Below are 17855 nucleotides of genomic sequence, written 5' to 3'. Positions count from 1 at the left end.
GAGGTCAATGCCTCGCGCCGACATCAGCCCCAGAATTCGAAACACCTTCGACCGAAAATTGATGTGACAGAGCAGGATAACGAACGCCAAGCCCATTGACGGGGCGGAGAGTAGCATGAGAACAGAATGCCGCTCGAGCTCTACGTCCGCTGATTTACTGTCCTGTCTCCGCTTGTGGCTCTGGGAGAACCTCTGCAAGGGCGTGCCGATGCCGTACGGCATAGACGAACAACCTGCCATGTCATCATTCGACAAAGGCAGGAGTGGCACAGCCTGAATTGGAACCGCACCCAACGATTTGGCCTTAATGATCAATTTGGATGTTCCTCCGCCGCCAGTAGCGATAACAAGCCCCGGGGGTCTCTCAGCAATCGGTGTGCCACGACATCGTGCGCGATCGTGCTTAATGTGAGAGACAAAGAGGGGGGACATTTCGCCTTTCCGCCAGCCGCTGGAATGATTGCGCGGCGGAATGTCGAGTCTCGACCGTATGGGTCTGGAACCGGACATAGTGCGCTCTGCAAATGCCTGCGAGCGTGGCACCGCCAGTGCATGATGTGAACGCCCACTTTTGTTGTCACGCGCCACCAGGTCGTGCGGCATCGCGCGCGGCTCAAGAACGAGGTGTATTCGATCCTGCACGCGCACCTGGTCCCGAAGTGTGCCCGCGCGCCGATCTGTTCGACGCTCGCGGCCGGGTGTGGGTGGCCGCTCAACAGCTTCCAGACAATGAGCGCTCGCGATCGATCGGCACGTCCGCGAGCTTGAGCGGAAGACCTGGCCTGCTCGACCGCGAGATCGCCCATCGACAATTCCGAGGTCAACTGATTGATAGCGGTTACCGGCGCGAATCTGTCGGTCGCCGCCGGCATCGTGGCGGCGACCGGCGACATCAGCCGGTTCAATAGCCCGCCGAAACTGGGTAAGACCGTATGTCCGCCTCTTCCGGTGGGGTGGCTCGCCCTAAACTGCGCGTCCGAGAGTTGCTCGGGCGTACCGAGCCGATCCTCATCACAGGAGGACGAGCCGTGGCAGAATATAGGGAAGCATTTGTCGGAATCGATGTGGCCAAGCTGAGAAATGCCGTCGCGATTGCGGATGCAGGCCGGGAGGGGGAGGTTCGGTTCTTCGGTGAGGTCGATGCTTCCCCCACCAACATGCGCCGCGTCATAGGGCGGATTGCCAACCGGTTTGACCGCGTCCACTTCTGTTACGAAGCCGGCCCAACTGGCTATGGTCTTTATCGCCTGATCCGGTCGCTCGGCCACGAATGCACGGTGGTGGCGCCATCGCTGATCCCGAGGAAGCCGGGCGATCGTGTGAAGACCAACCGCCGGGACGCCGTTTCTCTCGCGCGGCTGCTGCGCGCCGGCGAGCTAACGGCTGTGTGGGTTCCCGATAAAGGTCACGAAGCGATGCGCGATCTCGTTCGTGCCCGATCGGCAGCGGTTGAGACGCTGCGGATCCACCGGCAGCAGGTGAGCGCCTTCATGCTCAAGCACGGCCGTACCTATCCCCGCAAGAAGGGCTGGACGATGCGCTATTTGCGTTGGCTCCAGGAGCAGCAGTTCGATCATCCCGCACACCAGATCGCGCTCCAAGAAATGGTCGAAGCAGTTCGCATCGCAAGGGAGCGGGTCGATCGGCTCGAGCGCACGATCGAAGAGTTCGTCTCGGCCTGGTCTCTGGAGCCGCTCGTGCGGGCGCTTCAAACATTGCGAGGCGTCGATCTGATCGTCGCGGTGACATTCGCGACCGAGGTTGGTGACGTGAGCCGTTTTGAGAGCCCACGTCAACTTATGGGTTACCTCGGTCTGGTGCCAAGCGAGCGATCGACGGGAGAGTCCGTCAGACGTGGCGGCATCACCAAGGCCGGCAACGGCCGCGTCCGCCACATGTTGGTCGAGAGCGCCTGGACATATCGACACCCGCCGAAGATCGGCAAGACAAAGCTATACCGGCTTGAGCAGGCATCGCCAGCAGTGCGAGAGATCGCGTGGAAGGCGCAGAGCCGCTTGACGGCCCGCTACCGGAAGCTGGCTGCGTGCGGCAAACGAACAACGGTGGTCTGCACTGCCATCGCCCGTGAACTGGTCGGATTCATGTGGGCGGTCGCGAGGCAAGTGCCGACGGCCTAATCAGGTACCCTTCTTATCATCGTGCATGGGCGGAGGCGGAACCACGGCAGAGGGAATGCCCGTCAGACGCTTTGTGGCCGGCAAGAGCGCCGACGCCCGTTGTAAGATAGGAGCAGACCTCGGACGCACAATCGGGAATGCGGTAGCCAACCCGCGCATCAGAGCTTGATCACCGACGTCCTTCGGTTCCGCCTCCACCTATGCACGATCATCTTTATGAACAGCCGATCGATGATCGGACGATGCTCTGCGTTCTAATCCTTGACAGCGGACATCAGAGCGTCGTTCTCAGGCCACGGCTTTGAGGGATTGCGCGCGATAGGCCCAGGGAAGAAGCTGGTCGAGTTCGCGGTTTGGGTGACCATTGACGATCCTCGTCAATACGTCGGTGAGATAGGCGAGCGGATCGACGTCGTTGATCTTGCAGGTCTCGACTAAGGACGCGATGACCGCCCAATGTTCGGCACCACCGTCGGATCCGGCAAAGAGCGCGTTCTTGCGACTGAGCTTGATGCCACGGATCGAGCGTTCGACCGTGTTGTTGTCGAGTTCGATGCGGCCATCATCGATGAAGCGCGTCAGCCCCTGCCAGCGCGAGAGAGCGTAGCGGATGGCGGCGGCGAGCTTGATCTTTTGGCTGATGAGAGCCAGCTTGGCGCGTAGCCAGGCCTCGAAGGCATCGGCCAGCGGGCGGCTTTTCTGCTGACGCACAAGACGGCGCTCCTCCGGGCTGCGGCCGCGGATCTCCTTCTCGACCGCGTAGAATGCGGCAATGTGCTTCAGCGCCTCGCTGGCGATCGGAGCGGGACCGGCGACCGCGAGTTCGTAGAAGTTGCGCCGCATGTGTACCCAGCAGAATGCGAGCTCGACCTCGCCTCGCTCGGCAAGCTTTGGGTAAGCATTGTAACCATCGACCTGTAGGACGCCCTTGAAGCCGGCAAGATGGTTGAACAGCCGCTCGGCTTTGCGGTCGGGTGCGTAGACGTAGGCTATTCCAGGCGGATCGAGACCGCCCCAGGGCCTGTCATCGGCGGCATAGGCCCAAAGCTGGCCAGTCTTGGTACTTCCTCGACCAGGATCGAGCACCGGTACTGTCGTCTCGTCGGCAAACAGCTTGGACCTCGCGCGAAGCGCCGAGAGAAGGTGCTCATGCAGCGGACGGAGATGGAAGGCCGCATGCCCGACCCAGTCCGCGAGCGTCGACCGGTCGAGATGGATGCCTTGGCGGGCATAGATCTGGGCCTGCCGATACAGCGGCAGATGATCGGCATATTTAGACACCAGCACCTGGGCAACGGTTGCCTCGGTCGGCAGACCGCCTTCGATCAGCCGGGCTGGAGCTTCAGCCTGCCTGACGCCGTCTTCACAGGCGCGACAGGCGTATTTGGGACGCCGGGTGAGGAGAACACGGAACTGGGCCGGGATCATGTCGAGCCGCTCGCTCCGATCCTCGCCGATCTGGTGCAGGTCGCCCTTGCAGCAGGGACAGGTCTTGGCGTCGAGGTCGACTACGACCTCGATCCGCGGCAGATGCGCCGGTAGTGCTCCGCGATTGTGGCGGCGCTTGCGAGCCCGCTCCGCCCGGCCTTCCGGAGCTGTCTCGTCTTGGCTGGCTTCCGTACAGGCCGTAACCTGTTGGACGTCCTCGAGACCGAGCAGCATCTGCTCCTCGGGAAGCGACTCTGCCTTCCGGCCAAAGCGATGACGCTGCAACTCCTTGATGATCTGGCGCAGCCGCTCGCTCTCGTGCCGCTCGGCAAGCAGCATCGCCTTCAGCGTCTCGGGATCATCAGGAAGGTTATCGCTCACAGGCCAATCAGAGCATGTTCGCGCCCACCTGGCGACGTGCTCGATGCCCCTGATTCACTTCGCCGCAGCGCGGCCCACAATTATCCGGCTTGCGTCGGGACGATCGTCTCCCGTGCCTCGTGGACACGCCGCCAATCAAGCCCTTCGAGCAGCGCCGACAATTCCGCCGCGGACAGACGCATCACACCATCCTCGATCTTCGGCCAGCGGAAGACGCCGTCCTCGAGCCGCTTGGCGAACAGGCACAAACCTGTCCCGTCCCAGAAGATCAACTTGATCCGGTCCGCCCGCTTAGCACGGAACACATAAACAGCACCTGAGAACGGATCGGCTTTCATGTGCTCGCGCACCAACATGGCAAGCCCCTCCATTCCCTTGCGGAAGTCGACCGGCTTGGTCGCTACCATCACCCGGACAGTTCCGGACGGGCCAATCACCGAACTGCCTTCAGCGCATGGACGATGGCGGCAATCATCGCTGCGTCCGCGCCGCGACCGGCCCGGATGATGGTGCCATCAACCTCAATCTCGATACTCCCGAGATCCGGCTTGGCTTTGCATCGCTGGGCCTTGCGATCAGGGGCCATCGCCGCTGCGGCTGCATCCACCACCGCCGGGACAAACTGCGGCTCGTCGGCCTTCATTACCTGTGGCAGGCGCGCTTGCCGCCGCCAGGTGAACACCTGTTGAGGTGTTAACCCGTGTCGTCGAGCAACGTCGGAAACCACCGCACCTGGCACCAGCGTCTCTTCGACGATCCGGGCCTTGTCATCCCTGGAGAACCAACGGCGGCGTCCTGCCTCCGTGATCACTTCCAGCCGGCCCGGCGCCGCATCCGACTTAAGCGTATGGTCAAGCATAGACACGAGCCGATCCCCTTCAAAGAGATCGTGAACCTCGCCTATCCCTCGCGCCACGAGAAGGTGGGGTCAAAACAACGCTCTGATGTCCGCTGTCAAGGATTAGAACGCAGAGCATCGTCCGATCGTCGATCGGCTGTTCATAAAGATGATCGTGCATAGGTGGAGGCGGAACCGAAGGACGTCGGTGATCAAGCTCTGATGCGCGGGTTGGCTACCGCATTCCCGATTGTGCGTCCGAGGTCTGCTCCTATCTTACAACGGGCGTCGGCGCTCTTGCCGGCCACAAAGCGTCTGACGGGCATTCCCTCTGCCGTGATTCCGCCTCCGCCCATGCACGATGATAAGAAGGGTACCTGATTAGGCCGTCGGCACTTGCCTCGCGACCGCCCACATGAATCCGACCAGTTCACGGGCGATGGCAGTGCAGACCACCGTTGTTCGTTTGCCGCACGCAGCCAGCTTCCGGTAGCGGGCCGTCAAGCGGCTCTGCGCCTTCCACGCGATCTCTCGCACTGCTGGCGATGCCTGCTCAAGCCGGTATAGCTTTGTCTTGCCGATCTTCGGCGGGTGTCGATATGTCCAGGCGCTCTCGACCAACATGTGGCGGACGCGGCCGTTGCCGGCCTTGGTGATGCCGCCACGTCTGACGGACTCTCCCGTCGATCGCTCGCTTGGCACCAGACCGAGGTAACCCATAAGTTGACGTGGGCTCTCAAAACGGCTCACGTCACCAACCTCGGTCGCGAATGTCACCGCGACGATCAGATCGACGCCTCGCAATGTTTGAAGCGCCCGCACGAGCGGCTCCAGAGACCAGGCCGAGACGAACTCTTCGATCGTGCGCTCGAGCCGATCGACCCGCTCCCTTGCGATGCGAACTGCTTCGACCATTTCTTGGAGCGCGATCTGGTGTGCGGGATGATCGAACTGCTGCTCCTGGAGCCAACGCAAATAGCGCATCGTCCAGCCCTTCTTGCGGGGATAGGTACGGCCGTGCTTGAGCATGAAGGCGCTCACCTGCTGCCGGTGGATCCGCAGCGTCTCAACCGCTGCCGATCGGGCACGAACGAGATCGCGCATCGCTTCGTGACCTTTATCGGGAACCCACACAGCCGTTAGCTCGCCGGCGCGCAGCAGCCGCGCGAGAGAAACGGCGTCCCGGCGGTTGGTCTTCACACGATCGCCCGGCTTCCTCGGGATCAGCGATGGCGCCACCACCGTGCATTCGTGGCCGAGCGACCGGATCAGGCGATAAAGACCATAGCCAGTTGGGCCGGCTTCGTAACAGAAGTGGACGCGGTCAAACCGGTTGGCAATCCGCCCTATGACGCGGCGCATGTTGGTGGGGGAAGCATCGACCTCACCGAAGAACCGAACCTCCCCCTCCCGGCCTGCATCCGCAATCGCGACGGCATTTCTCAGCTTGGCCACATCGATTCCGACAAATGCTTCCCTATATTCTGCCACGGCTCGTCCTCCTGTGATGAGGATCGGCTCGGTACGCCCGAGCAACCCTCGGACGCGCAGTTTAGGGCGAGCTACCCCACCGGAAGAGGCGGACATACGGTCTTACGAAACTGGTGAGCTATTTCAGGCTGAATCCGCTTTGCCGCTTGGCGAAATGGGCGTGGTAAGCCGAGGGGACGCTCGGCAAGACTTGCAGATCGGCTCGCCCCATGCACCCCACGATGATCGTCGATGAAGGCGATCATGGGCTTGGACCGGCGATTGAGCTCCGCCATCGCAAAACAGCGCTCGCCGTGCGCAGGATTTTTGGCCTGCCGAAGCTCGCGCTTCCCCCTTTCCAGCCCCTTCAGCGTTCTCGGGCCTGTCGGTCGGGGTGGCGGCCCGCTGGGTGCTATCGACCTCGGCCTTATTGGCCCAGTCGTGCAGCCTCTGCGGCGTGCAGCCGATCCAATCGACGTCACTGCCGCCCTGCGCGAAAGGGTGTTCGCTGGCGTGATCCAGACCATAGGAACCGCTCGGGTCCGGCTTGTCGCCTCGTTCATCATAGCTCCCTCCTCTCAGGATTTGGAGCCTCTGGCACCCCGGGGAGGTTCAAAATCTAGTTGTTAGACAAACATTCGGAGGAGATCGACAACAGATGCGGCAGCACGAATCGTTCTATTCGACTTAGATAGTCGCCCTGACCAGTTTCAAGCAAGTAACTGTATCCAGCGATAAATCTGGGAGGCTCACAGCATCGACACGAGAAGCTCTCAGCGAGAGAGTATTCGGAGCAGTTGTAGTCGATCGTTACTTCGTCCCTGTCGCGACCAATCTCCTCAATTGCAATCAGGACAATGCCACCACCTTCCACCTGAAGGCGGGCATTTGGGCGGCAACGGTGATTGATGAAGTCTATGTATTCACTACAAAGGTGTCTATTGCGATCAATTTGTATCGTTCTCTTGGTTGCCTTTGGATAGACTACGCCTTCGAGCTTTTCTATGACATTTCCCCTCGTTATGGTTTTTCTCGAAAACAAGCCGAACCCATTTATCTTGGATTGTCCGACGTAGATGCGATCTGACGGCTTACAAACGTTATTAGTTTGGCTCATGATGTCACGCCTCCGATCTGAGTCAACTTGTGCTTCTATCCCGTTTAGCTGTCGAAAAGGTGCTGTGCTGCCTTCGTCATGATCATGATCTAACGCTCTGCCTTTAGCCTGGCAACCTGCGAATGATGGTAGTCTCCACTCGTTGAGCAGCAACTCTGGCCCTCCAATTGTAGATCGTCGCTTCGGAGATCCCATGCTTTCGAGCCAGCTCAGCCGTCCTTCAACCTTATGCTCTTTCAATATCGCGAGAACACGCGCCGCCCAATCCTTCATCGGAGACCAGTAGGCGCCCACGGATTGGGAATGCCGGAATCGCCAAGGATCGACCACGGTGGAGCGGAAGATCAACCCAAAGACCGGACCGATCCTGGCATCGGTCATCAAGAGCCAGCAAGCCGGGTCGCTGTGCACAGCCTTTCAGAACCGGACGATGGAGTCGGGTGCACTCTCGCATCAGCGCTTCGCGTCGGCAAGCAGCGGATATATAATCGCCTCCAGCATGGCGTCATCGCGACCAACTCACAAACTCCCGTCGCGAACAGAGTCCGCAAGACGGTTCCGATTTTGAGACCGAGCGGACGCAGAAGTCCTCGGCGGACTTGCTCTGCGGGAGCGATGGGGCGGTTGAGATGCTTGCGAGCAGCTGGCAACGTCCGCGGCCTTTAGCTGCCGATGCTCTTGACATGAACAGGCTTGAACCATCCCGATCTCACCATCTGTGCGATCCCACGGGCGTCGTTGCGATCGGCCTTCAGAGGCATGGCTGAAAGTGCCGCCTTAGCCTAGCGGTCTTCCAAACTGACGGCCGGCGGCCCAAGTTCGATTAGATTTGCGGCTGGCCGTGCTGAAGTCGGTCCTGCCTCCAGGCCCACGCGCACAACTCGACCAGCCCATGGTTCGAGGTACTGCACAATCGGTGGCGCGTCCGCCGACGTCGCTCCCTCCCGGATAATCTTTACGGTCTCGTCCACCGCACATATCCAGCGGAATTCAGCGAAACATGGGGGCCGACGTAGATCATGACTTTTCCTCCTTGGATAGCTTCTCTCCATGATCGTCAGTCAAAACGTGCTGCGCGCGGCGAAATAGGCAGACGATGGGTACTGTCAATCGGCGTTCAAGTTTGAGGGGCGCCCCTGCTGCCTCCGGTCACGATGGCAACCGCGCGGCTTGCATCCGCAGTCATTTGCTGAGCAGGTCCATCACGCGGCGGGAGATCATCTCCTGATTATCGGCAATCCATTTCGCGTCCGGTTCGATGGTCCTGCTTCAATTCGCCGGGTTGGCCGGCATCGAGCCCCACTCCGCCTCGCTGAGATATTCACGGGCTCCAGGGCTGGGAGTTGCGGCCCCGACCTCCTTAGTGAATGCCGCATGTTCCTTCGGATTGTGCAGAAAGAATTCGAGGAAGCGATAGGCGCCGTCGCGGTTCGGCGCATCGCGGACGATGCTCCAGTACGTGGCGTTCTGAATCGACTGATCATAGGAAAAGCGCAACGGCACGCCTTGCGCGATTGACGGCACGACGCGGCTGACCCAGAGCAGGCCCATCACTGCGTCACCATCGCGCATCGCAGCCTGGCTCTGCTCGCCCGTACTCCACCAGACAGAGACGTGTGGCTTGATTTCCTCCAGCTTGCGGAGCGCGCGCTCGACGTCGAGCGGGAACAACCGTTCCTGTTGAACACCGTCGGCGAGCAGGGCGACGATCAGCAACCACGGATGGGCTGAGGGTGTGCTCGGCAGGCTTCGCGGACCTGGATCGCTCTTCAGATCCCAGAAATCGGCCCAGTTCTTCGGCTCCTTCTCCTTGAAATGGGCCGTGTTCCAGGTCAGCACCCCCGCTCCGATGCTTCGCAACACGCCATGCGGAGTGCAGGTCTTGGGCAGTTGGGTCTCCTTCGCGGCGGGAATCCGGGCGCACTCGATCGGCTCGAGCAGTTCCTGATATCGATCGATCAGATCCTCCGGAAAGGCGGTCACCACATCCCATTCGACGCTTCTGGCCTGCCGCATGGCCGCGAGGCGCGCCCACTGCGGCCCGAGGCTGGCGCTGACTGGCGCGATGCGGATTGCCGTCTGCAGAGCTCGCTCGAAGGTCCCGCCGCTGGTGACAACGACCAGAGGCCGCTGCTGCGCCTGGCTGCCGGCGCCAAACACCATCAGAGATGCGACGACAATCGCACCAAGCCTCAGACTACCATTCATCGGACTTCCCCTCCTTGATCGCGGTTGCTCTTGCGCCAGCCTAGCTGTGCCAGCGCGGCAATCTCGCGCGCGCTTCTCGTCTCGATATCCAATAGAGCGTGGAGGAGCCGCTCCGCCTGAGCGACGCCAAGGTTTGGCGTCACCAACACGTGGAACTTGCGCGCGATCTCATCGGGCCCGAAAGGCGGTCCCCCGGCACTGCCCCCGGAATCTCTGCGTAGCCTTCGCGAACGGATCCGTCGGTCAGGATAACCTTCAAGCGGAACGGTAGCAGCGACCGCCCGAGGAAAGCGTCGTCCGCACCCGACAGGAGCGACAGAGAAACCTTCGCCGCCAGCACCGCGCTTGCGGCTCTTCAAGCGCGCTTTCGACCAGACCCTCGGCAGAGGACCGTCCCAACAGTTCGAGCGCAATGAGCATGGGAAGATGAACTGCGCTTCGATGATTGTATCCGGCCACTTCCCGGCGAAGTCGCGAACGATTTCCCCAAAGGTTACGACCTCGATGCATATAGGCCCGATCCCGCCATTCGCCAGAAGCCGGTCTCGCCATCGAAGATGTCGCGGCTTCCGGCAAAGCCGCGCGCGGCGAGCGCGCCGGCGGTGACGGCGCCCATCGTTGCCCAACCGTAATTGTTCTTCAGCCACGGCATCGGGCGGCCGTGAAACTTCCGCAGGAAGGGCACCGGCGCGTGCTGCGCCGCGAGGCCGAAGAGGTCGCGCGTTGCTTCGGACGACAGGCGATGAAGGCGCGCGACCGCGCTGGCCGCACCATAGATCTGCCAGGTGGCGAGGCCGAGAACATCGGCGGCGCGCTCCGGCGAGGGCCGGATCGCACTCCCCAATCGCAAGGACATCTCGTAACCTGCGATGATCGCCACCAGCAGTTCGCTGCCGTGCCGATCGAGCTCTTCGGCCACCCCGATCGCACCAGGGATCACCGACGTTCCCGGATGGCCCAGCCTGACCAGAGAATCGTCGAAGCTCAGCAGCGTCGCCGCATAGGCGTTGACGGCGGCCGCCTGGGGAGGAGGCAGACGCGCCGGCCGGCCGAGCACCGCTGCCGCAGGCCTGCCGCCATGGCTTTCTTGATAATCGAGGAACCTGGCCGCTATGCCCGTCTGGCCACCGGCGACGGCGCAGGCGACATTGTCCGCAACAAGCCATTTCGCCCAGGCTATGACGTTTGAGGGCACGTCCTCGTACCTGATCCTCGATACATAATCTGCGACCTGTGCCGTCACACAGCTTTGCGTTACAGGCATCGCATCGCGGCAGGACGCGTCATCCAGGAGACCATTCGTCCTCACCCGTCCAGCAGCTTCTGCAGTCGGGATTTCGGTCGAAAGATGGTGCTGTTGTGCCAAGGGCAATCTCCATGCGACTTTTAATAAAATTTAGTCAAGACCTGCTGGCTCAGGCCATTCCCCGCGCGCATGGCGATGAACCGCAGCACGACTACCGACTCCGGGCCCGCACGAAAGATTCAATGTCGGAGCATCCGGTCGCCACATCGGCCCACACATCGCACGGCAATCCAGCATCGGGGCACTCACTTATGAGCGCCTCTAGGAATCATGGTCGAAAGTTCTTTTCCAGTCTGATCGGTTGCAGCCTCACTGCGAGTCAGGACCACACCGCGCGGATGCGATCAATCGGCTGCTCGCTGAAGGTATCTTATCTAGCGAGGTCCCAAGAGAGTGATGATTCCTTCGCTGAGAAGCACTCAATGAAATCAACGCCACGAACCTTGGCCCTCGAAGGCTTGGTCATGGAGCGCTCGGTCGAGCGGTTGCACCGACGGTCACCGATCAACAGGGATTGATACAGCGCAGTATCGGCAAGTATGAGCTGCGAGCGTCCGTGACGTATCATACACGACTGTTGTCGTGCGCCGATTCCGGTGATGAGCAACATCCTACATGCTTCCCACGTACTGCGGATCGTGAAGTTGGAAGCGGCCGTAGAAAGACCCACATTTATCCGCCATTTCTTTCAAAAGCTTGGGCGGCCTAAAAGCCAAGCTGTGTGAGCGGACACACGCTCCGTTCTCTCCTTCCTGAACACCGCTTCATCGGGCGGAGAGCGTCGCGCGGTTTGCGGCTTGAATGCACTCAGACCTCCTTCAGTGTTACCGTTTCTCATTAGCAACGATTGTGCCAACCGTGGCTCAGCCATATCAGACCTCTTCTTGCCATCGTCTCTTCTATAGCAGCCGTCGCCTTCTGCGCTCGCCAATGTCCGATACCGGACCAACGCAACTGGTGATGTGCGAAACGCTTCTCGCTCTGTAGCGGTGCTGACAGCGAGAGGACATGAAGCGGACTCAGCGCATTTATGGTCGCCCTGACCAATCAGACGGCCGACATGAAGCAACGTGGACATCGCGCGCCACTATCTGGAACGCGCACGCCACACTTCTGGAGCGGCCAGCGCCGGCTGACCTGCAACTCCTCCGAACGAGTGGACACCTGTAGTAGGCTCGTTGAGCGCTGAGGTATCGAATGGAACGCCACCATCCACCATCGGTCATTTACCGAAGAGTACAAGCGCCAGGCCGCGACCTGGCGTTGTCGAGCGGGCGCTCGATTGGGTCTGTTGCCAAGGAACTCGGTCTGCGCGGCTCGGTACTGCGGCGCTGGGTTGATAAGCTCCGCCAAGAGCGGGCGTCGGCGGTGTGACGTCCCACCAGGCAAGCGACGCCGATATCGGCGGACCAAGCTTCGGGGGTCGCCCGGCTGCGTCAGGAGAACGAACGGCTGCGCATGGAGCGCGACATTTTAAAAAGTCGATCGCGATCTTTGCCGGAACCCGCACATGAGTTGGATTGATCCACCACTCGATCGCGGCGTGCAGTATGCCTCGCACGTCTATCGTAACGCTCTCATCAAAGTCGGCACCGCAGTATCGATGAGTCGCAAGGCCGATTGTTACGACAATGCCCCCAATGAAGCTTCTTCCATGCCATGAAGACCGAGCTCGTTCATCATCGCGACTACAACATCCGTGCCGAGGCCCAGCGCGACATCTTTGTCTTCATCGAAGCCGTCCACAACCGAACAAGGCTCCGCTCCACCATCGGATATATCGCCCCGGTCGAGATGGAGCCAAAAGCCGCCTGCACCCGTACAATTTTTCGGGGGAAGATCACACCCGACTAGGTGACAGATGCGTTGTCGCGCAAAGGAAGTGATGCACCCGCGCGGGCGTGAATGCGGTCATCAAGACGGCTCGGCCGGACGGAGCTATCTAGCAACAAGAGAGCTCGGCCAGATGGTCGCGCATGACGATTGAATTCGGGACACGAGCGCGCTTTAGATCACAACAGTGAGCCAGGCCAGGCGCACGAATGTGAACCGGTGAAACTCCCGACGAGCCAACCGAACAGCAGCCAATTGGCAAACCACCCACGCAGGACGGGGGCTTCCTTCGAATGCATGATCCCGAAGTAATCCGGCGGCAGTGTTGGCCCGGCTTTTACAAGCCCTATTCGCTGCATTGTCTTCCAACAACGCCACCCCTTTTATTGAGACAAGCGCAAATATGGTTAACACCGGCCATACTTACAAGACAACTACCGCAAATGGCCCAGCATCCACGGTATCATCTCACAGTCACCGGTCGAGCCCTTGACCGAGGCTTCGCACCATCGGCATTGCCCTCAGTCGTCGTGCTTTGCCGCTACTCCTAGAAGGTGGGACCATCGCTAGCTAACAAGCTGCTCGCGAGAGTGGGCGATGATACTGCCGACGCTCCTCGGTCGTGACCGTCGATCAAGCTTCTCAACTCCTCACCGGTGGTCCATAAGAGCCATTCGTCTTCCACAATATTCTCCGCCACAAGCCGCAGTACAGATCCACTAGGTTCAGAGTGCGCTACATCGTAGACGCGCTTATCTACCGACCAGCGACCAGCGAGTCCGCACGTAAAATCAGGAGCCCACATAGCGAGTGACGCGCCCCTCATTATTCCCGACATGATCTTCGTTATACCTTGTCCCCTAAAATCTGCTCGCACCCAAATGTCCCCGTGAAAGACTACCTTTCCGGTGATCTGCCGTGCGCTTGGTGCCCTGCAGATGCAGCGATCCTGAGGATGTGCATGTTTGGCCGGGTCTGCGTAAAAGAATTTCAGAGATTGGAGATGTTCGGCGAGGTTGCTCTGCGAGAGGTCATATAGCCGAGCTGCCTCTACAAGAACGATCTCATTGTTCGTGTCGACACCTACGAGCCAATATCCCTCGCCTGCTTTGATCGGCGAACGATCTGGCCGGAAAAATGGGTATGTCTTTCCTTTCGTTGGAGTTGCCCCTGTTATCGAGACATACTCATGAAAGTCGAATCCTATCGAAAGTTTGATACCCTTCCGGTCGGCTGCCTCGTCGTACAATTGGATGAACCGCGAGACGTGCAACGGATTGACTAAGCTTTTCATTGCTGTGCCCTATCTCCTATAACGAATGGACAATACATCATCAAGGAGTGTCGGGAGACTACCTACTCTGATGGGACGATGTTTGCGACCTGGCTGGCCTAGCGTCGCCAACCACACTTCGCAGCATTCCGTCGCGCCGCATTGTGCGACAATGAACTCGATGGTGCGGGACTCGGGCTAACAACATCGGGCCTATCGAAACCCAAGTTCGCTGGACGCCTTGATCGTCCGCCCACCGCAGCTAGGCGCAGCCGTTCGAAGATCTCCTGCGACTGCACTATTACGAACAGAAGCGCTGCTCTGCACCGATGGGCGGTCGAGCAATCTTCAGCGGGCTGGATCGATGTTGCATGTAAGGACGACTATGCCCCCGCGTTATCCCGCAGACTGACAAACTCGTCTTTAACGGCCGGACAAGTGGGTCGCTACTTGGTCCTGTATCGTGTGGAGTAAAGTAAGTCTACGCTAGCAAGGTTTGCACCGGATTGCACCTGGAGCGCCCTAGCTGTTCAAGTGAAGTATGGATTGCCAGTCCACGTATCTCGAGTCCGTCTTTCCTCAACACAAGGCGCAGCGCTAAGAGCTGCCGCCGGATGCCGTTGGCGAGCGACATCTCGAATTCCGCTGCATACTGACCTGATGAGGCGCGCAACTGCGAGCAAGCATCTTTGTAAATTCACCGAGGCCTACCTCAAGCGGCCGGGGCCTTAGTCCCTAAGAGAGTTTCGGTCAAGGATTATTGAAACTCGTCGTAAGCATCCGACGAGGACCGCAGGGCCGATATTCAGGCAGCCTGATTAGCTTACTTGTTCTGGTCGCGCCAATTCCAGGGGTAGCAGCGCTTCGAGCTTTTGGGCCGGATGTGCCGCAATGTGCGCCAGGACGTCGGCGAGCCAGGCTTGTGGATCCACGTCGTTCATTTTGGCCGTGACGCTCAGGCTGTATATCATGGTGGCGCGGTCACCACCGCGGTCGGAGCCACAGAACAGCCATGACTTCCGGCCCAGAGCGATACTGCGCAGGGCTCGTTCGGCGGCGCTATTCGACAACCGACAAGACGTTCATCGATGGCTTCGATGGCGGCTTCAAGCCGAATCTCAACGTTCTTTGTTACTGTCCCCTGCGGACGCCCAGCAAAAGGTGGAGACTTGGCGCAGATACCATAACGAAGAACGGTCCCACGGCTCGATGGGCAACAGTCCGCCGATTCTCCAGCAAATTCACGTCGGCGCAGCCAGCTGGCCAACGTGGACAGAGGCGCAAAGACATAGTTCTGGTGGTCCAAGCTTCGGTCTCGCTTCAAAAAAGCAAAGATTCTAACCGCCGCTTGATAAAAACTCAGGGGCAGGTCTTCCAGCTGAGACGATCATGACGAACCATGTAGCTGGATAGGCTAACATCCCGAAGGCTTTGGATTAACGATCTCGGTTATGCTGTTGAATCTTCTAAGCGCGACGGCAGCGATCTTGAGGCTTAATCAATAAATACGATAGTATCAGGATATGCGGACACATTCGTGTAGCGGTGTGTTATTTCCTCATCCACACTTATATCCTTTATTGCCCTACTGCTCGCCCAGGCGCCCGACGCGGTATCCGTCCAAACGATTTCTGTGTTCGGGTTCGAGGAGTGGTTCATCAACGAGATGACACCAAAAACGACGTAGCCTATCAGACGGTTTTCCCTGAGGTGACGGTCACTCCGTACAAAATAGTACTCAAAAACTCCGGTGCGATCTAGCAGTTCGGCTTGAGAAGCATCGAATCCCCACGTTGGTGCCCGCTCTACTACATCTCCAATCTTGAATGAAATATTGGCAAACACTCCACGACCTTTTTTTGGCACAGGTTTGACATATACAGCGTTGCTGCGGTCAAAAACATCATCTGCCATTGTGTGTCCTGCTTAGAACTGTCTGTTGCATTGTGCTCGCTATAGTTGGCATGGGCGTGCGACGCGTTCATCACGGCGACGCTGAGTTAAAAGAAGTCGGGGGCGGCCCTGGCGAACGGCGCGAGTAGAAATAACTGATCTCCAAATTCTTGCCACCTACGCAGAAAGGTAGCTGCAAATACGCGTGGGTGGACTGCATAGAAGTCACTATCGTATAGTAATGCGTTCTATGCGACTTCGGCACACTACGGGGGAAGACGACCTGATCCGCGATCTGTCTCTATCCGAGCGAAAGGGTTCGGTTCGCGCGTGTGATATGAGATGAGCAGGCCATTGGACCGAAATTCTGTACCAGTTTGGCAAGACGTGTGATTTACGTTATCACGCTTGGCACTGACGCGAGCAAACCACCGGAGAAAGTCGCTGGAGCGCAAGACTCATGAAGCCCATCGGTGGCGAACGGGTGAGAACAGCGAGCAAATGGATGCGATCACGTGGTCGCGTTTCAAAGCTCAGATGTGCGGCCCTCCCATGCGGACCGACTATGTCGCAAGCTCGCGCCGGAGCAATCGAGGAACGGCGATCTATGGTTGATTTTGGTACTGGCTGTCGCGATGGATGGAGTCGACTTTAGGAATGCGCTACAGTTTCTCGGTGAGATTACCAATTCCGGGTCTCTTATGACATCTCAAGTTCTGCGGTCTATCGGTTTTCTCATTCTCGAACGCGGGCTTCCGCCTGGCACACCGCGTCCGGAACCGCTGCCCGGCTCGGTATTCGATCCGGCTACTTATGATTTGCCGATCATCACGGAAATGGTCCCCGGAGCCTGGACGGATGTCGTTGTCCGTGGAGATCCGGCGCTCGAGCCTGCCTACGTCGCAGCTGCCCGGCGGCTGGTCGATCGAGGCGCCGTCGTAATAAGCTCGGACTGCGGCTTTTCTATACGGCACCAGGCAGCTGTGGCCGCGTCCGTGAATGTGCCCGTGGTGATGTCGAGCGTACTCCTGTTACCGACGTTGCTGCGCCAGCTGCCGGGTCGTGCCAAGATCGCTCTTTTGACCTACGACTCATCCCATTTTGGCCAGGATCTGCTCGGGGTCGACGACCCGGCTGATCGGGCGAGGGTCATAATTGGCGGGATCGAAGGCACCAAGTACTGGCATGACGGCCTTAAGCGTCCGTGGCCTCCGATCGATGTGGCCGCCGTTGAGGCCGATGTAGGCGCCTGCCTCACGCGACTCCGGAAGACGCATCCGGAGATAGCGGCGGTCTTGTTTGAGTGTGCGACATTCCCACTTGTCGCGCCGGCCATCCGTCGCATTGCGAAGCTGCCCGTCTACGATATTACAATTCTGTGCCGGATGACGATCGAGTCCGTTGCTTGACCGCAAGAACGTGGCATCAGCCACAGCCGAACGGTCGCTGCAAATGGCACTCCCCGCATCGGATTTCCGTTTCCACGACCGATAGCCGCCATGCGCTGCGCCCGTTTATCAAGCTCTATGGGGGTCTTCACCTAAGAACTAAAGCATGATGGTATTGAGGTCAGCCTTTCGGGTAGTTGGCGAATTCGTCCGGGGTGAAGATGACGGCTGCGGTACCGTCGACGCCGCAGCCAGCGTGGAAGTGATCTCGACGGGAACAAGAGCCGGCACAGCCTCGCCGCCTAGGCGGCCCTGGCGCACCTGCCGACGCCAGGTGAGCAGCGGGCTCTGAGCCATTCCATGCCGGCGCGCAACCTCGCACACCGTCTCGCCAGCTTGCAAGATCTCCTCAACCAGACGAACCTTCTCGTCGTAACTCCACCGGCGCCAACGCTCGGCACCCAGCACCTTGGCCTGCATTCGCCAGATGAGCTTAAGGCTAGGGCTCAAGGTCGTATCTTCAGAAACGCCGCCGAACTCCACAAGGCGGCTGCCGCCGGAGGGAGGCAGTGATCTCGGCAT

General features: G+C 59.5%; 13 protein-coding genes, 2 pseudogenes and 1 other annotated feature. Of the genes and pseudogenes, 5 read left to right on the top strand and 10 right to left on the bottom strand.

What is annotated here, in order from left to right:
* Nucleotides 1–573: 573 nt before the first annotated feature.
* Both ACLFLU_RS08410 and ACLFLU_RS08405 read left to right on the top strand, forming a co-directional pair.
* A pseudogene (locus ACLFLU_RS08410) lies at nucleotides 574–773 on the top strand (IS110 family transposase); the annotation flags it as partial.
* A gap of 255 nt (nucleotides 774–1028) precedes the next feature.
* Nucleotides 1029–2138: an IS110 family transposase gene (locus ACLFLU_RS08405; protein WP_426413941.1), complete on the top strand. Its 1110-nt coding sequence runs from the start codon at nucleotides 1029–1031 to the stop codon at nucleotides 2136–2138.
* 288 nt (nucleotides 2139–2426) lie between these two features.
* Here ACLFLU_RS08405 and tnpC read toward each other — a convergent pair whose 3' ends face one another.
* The 7 genes from tnpC to ACLFLU_RS08370 all read right to left on the bottom strand — a co-directional run bounded on the left by tnpC (nucleotide 2427) and on the right by ACLFLU_RS08370 (nucleotide 10775).
* Nucleotides 2427–3905, bottom strand: coding sequence for an IS66 family transposase (gene tnpC / locus ACLFLU_RS08400; protein ID WP_426413942.1), 1479 nt, complete (start codon nucleotides 3903–3905; stop codon nucleotides 2427–2429).
* A gap of 122 nt (nucleotides 3906–4027) precedes the next feature.
* Entirely contained in the window at nucleotides 4028–4384 is a 357-nt protein-coding gene (gene tnpB / locus ACLFLU_RS08395) for an IS66 family insertion sequence element accessory protein TnpB (RefSeq protein ID WP_426411773.1), read from the bottom strand.
* Complete coding sequence (gene tnpA / locus ACLFLU_RS08390; protein ID WP_234686067.1) at nucleotides 4381–4806, bottom strand: IS66-like element accessory protein TnpA; 426 nt, start codon at nucleotides 4804–4806, stop codon at nucleotides 4381–4383. Before tnpA ends, tnpB begins: the two co-directional genes overlap by 4 nt.
* A gap of 360 nt (nucleotides 4807–5166) precedes the next feature.
* On the bottom strand, nucleotides 5167–6276 hold the full coding sequence (locus ACLFLU_RS08385) for an IS110 family transposase (RefSeq protein WP_426413941.1): 1110 nt from the start codon (nucleotides 6274–6276) through the stop codon (nucleotides 5167–5169).
* Nucleotides 6277–6447: 171 nt separating this feature from the next.
* Nucleotides 6448–6563 (bottom strand) — a sequence feature (AL1L pseudoknot).
* A 311-nt stretch (nucleotides 6564–6874) separates the two neighbouring features.
* On the bottom strand, nucleotides 6875–7753 hold the full coding sequence (locus ACLFLU_RS08380; RefSeq protein ID WP_426411772.1) for an SET domain-containing protein-lysine N-methyltransferase: 879 nt from the start codon (nucleotides 7751–7753) through the stop codon (nucleotides 6875–6877).
* A gap of 888 nt (nucleotides 7754–8641) precedes the next feature.
* Nucleotides 8642–9535 carry an extracellular solute-binding protein gene (locus ACLFLU_RS08375; protein ID WP_426411771.1) on the bottom strand — a complete coding sequence of 298 codons (894 nt, stop codon included), beginning with the start codon at nucleotides 9533–9535 and terminating at the stop codon, nucleotides 8642–8644.
* Between the two features lie 538 nt (nucleotides 9536–10073).
* Nucleotides 10074–10775: an MmgE/PrpD family protein gene (locus tag ACLFLU_RS08370; RefSeq protein ID WP_426411770.1), complete on the bottom strand. Its 702-nt coding sequence runs from the start codon at nucleotides 10773–10775 to the stop codon at nucleotides 10074–10076.
* Between the two features lie 1621 nt (nucleotides 10776–12396).
* On the opposite strand from ACLFLU_RS08370, the gene ACLFLU_RS08365 reads away from it, so the two are divergent.
* Entirely contained in the window at nucleotides 12397–12549 is a 153-nt protein-coding gene (locus ACLFLU_RS08365; protein WP_426411769.1) for a hypothetical protein, read from the top strand.
* Nucleotides 12546–12740 (top strand): IS3 family transposase, encoded by a 195-nt coding sequence (locus ACLFLU_RS08360; RefSeq protein WP_426411768.1) that lies wholly within the window; start codon nucleotides 12546–12548, stop codon nucleotides 12738–12740. The genes ACLFLU_RS08365 and ACLFLU_RS08360 overlap by 4 nt, the downstream gene beginning before the upstream one ends.
* Nucleotides 12741–14815: 2075 nt before the next feature.
* Here ACLFLU_RS08360 and ACLFLU_RS08355 read toward each other — a convergent pair.
* A pseudogene (locus tag ACLFLU_RS08355) lies at nucleotides 14816–15062 on the bottom strand (transposase domain-containing protein); the annotation flags it as partial.
* A 424-nt stretch (nucleotides 15063–15486) separates the two neighbouring features.
* The gene (locus ACLFLU_RS08350; RefSeq protein ID WP_426411767.1) at nucleotides 15487–15906 is read right to left on the bottom strand and encodes an SET domain-containing protein-lysine N-methyltransferase; all 420 of its coding nucleotides are present in this window, start codon (nucleotides 15904–15906) and stop codon (nucleotides 15487–15489) included.
* A gap of 590 nt (nucleotides 15907–16496) precedes the next feature.
* On the opposite strand from ACLFLU_RS08350, the gene ACLFLU_RS08345 reads away from it, so the two are divergent.
* Nucleotides 16497–17294, top strand: a complete 798-nt coding sequence (locus ACLFLU_RS08345; RefSeq protein ID WP_426411766.1) for a hypothetical protein — start codon at nucleotides 16497–16499, stop codon at nucleotides 17292–17294.
* Nucleotides 17295–17432: 138 nt separating this feature from the next.
* On the opposite strand, the gene ACLFLU_RS08340 is transcribed toward ACLFLU_RS08345, so the two are convergent.
* Complete coding sequence (locus ACLFLU_RS08340; protein ID WP_426411765.1) at nucleotides 17433–17855, bottom strand: transposase; 423 nt, start codon at nucleotides 17853–17855, stop codon at nucleotides 17433–17435.

This window comes from Bradyrhizobium ganzhouense (genome assembly GCF_049949285.1).
Taxonomy (GTDB): Bacteria; Pseudomonadota; Alphaproteobacteria; order Rhizobiales; family Xanthobacteraceae; genus Bradyrhizobium; species Bradyrhizobium ganzhouense.
Note: the sequence above shows the minus strand (reverse complement) of the source record. Positions and strands in the feature narration are given on the sequence as shown.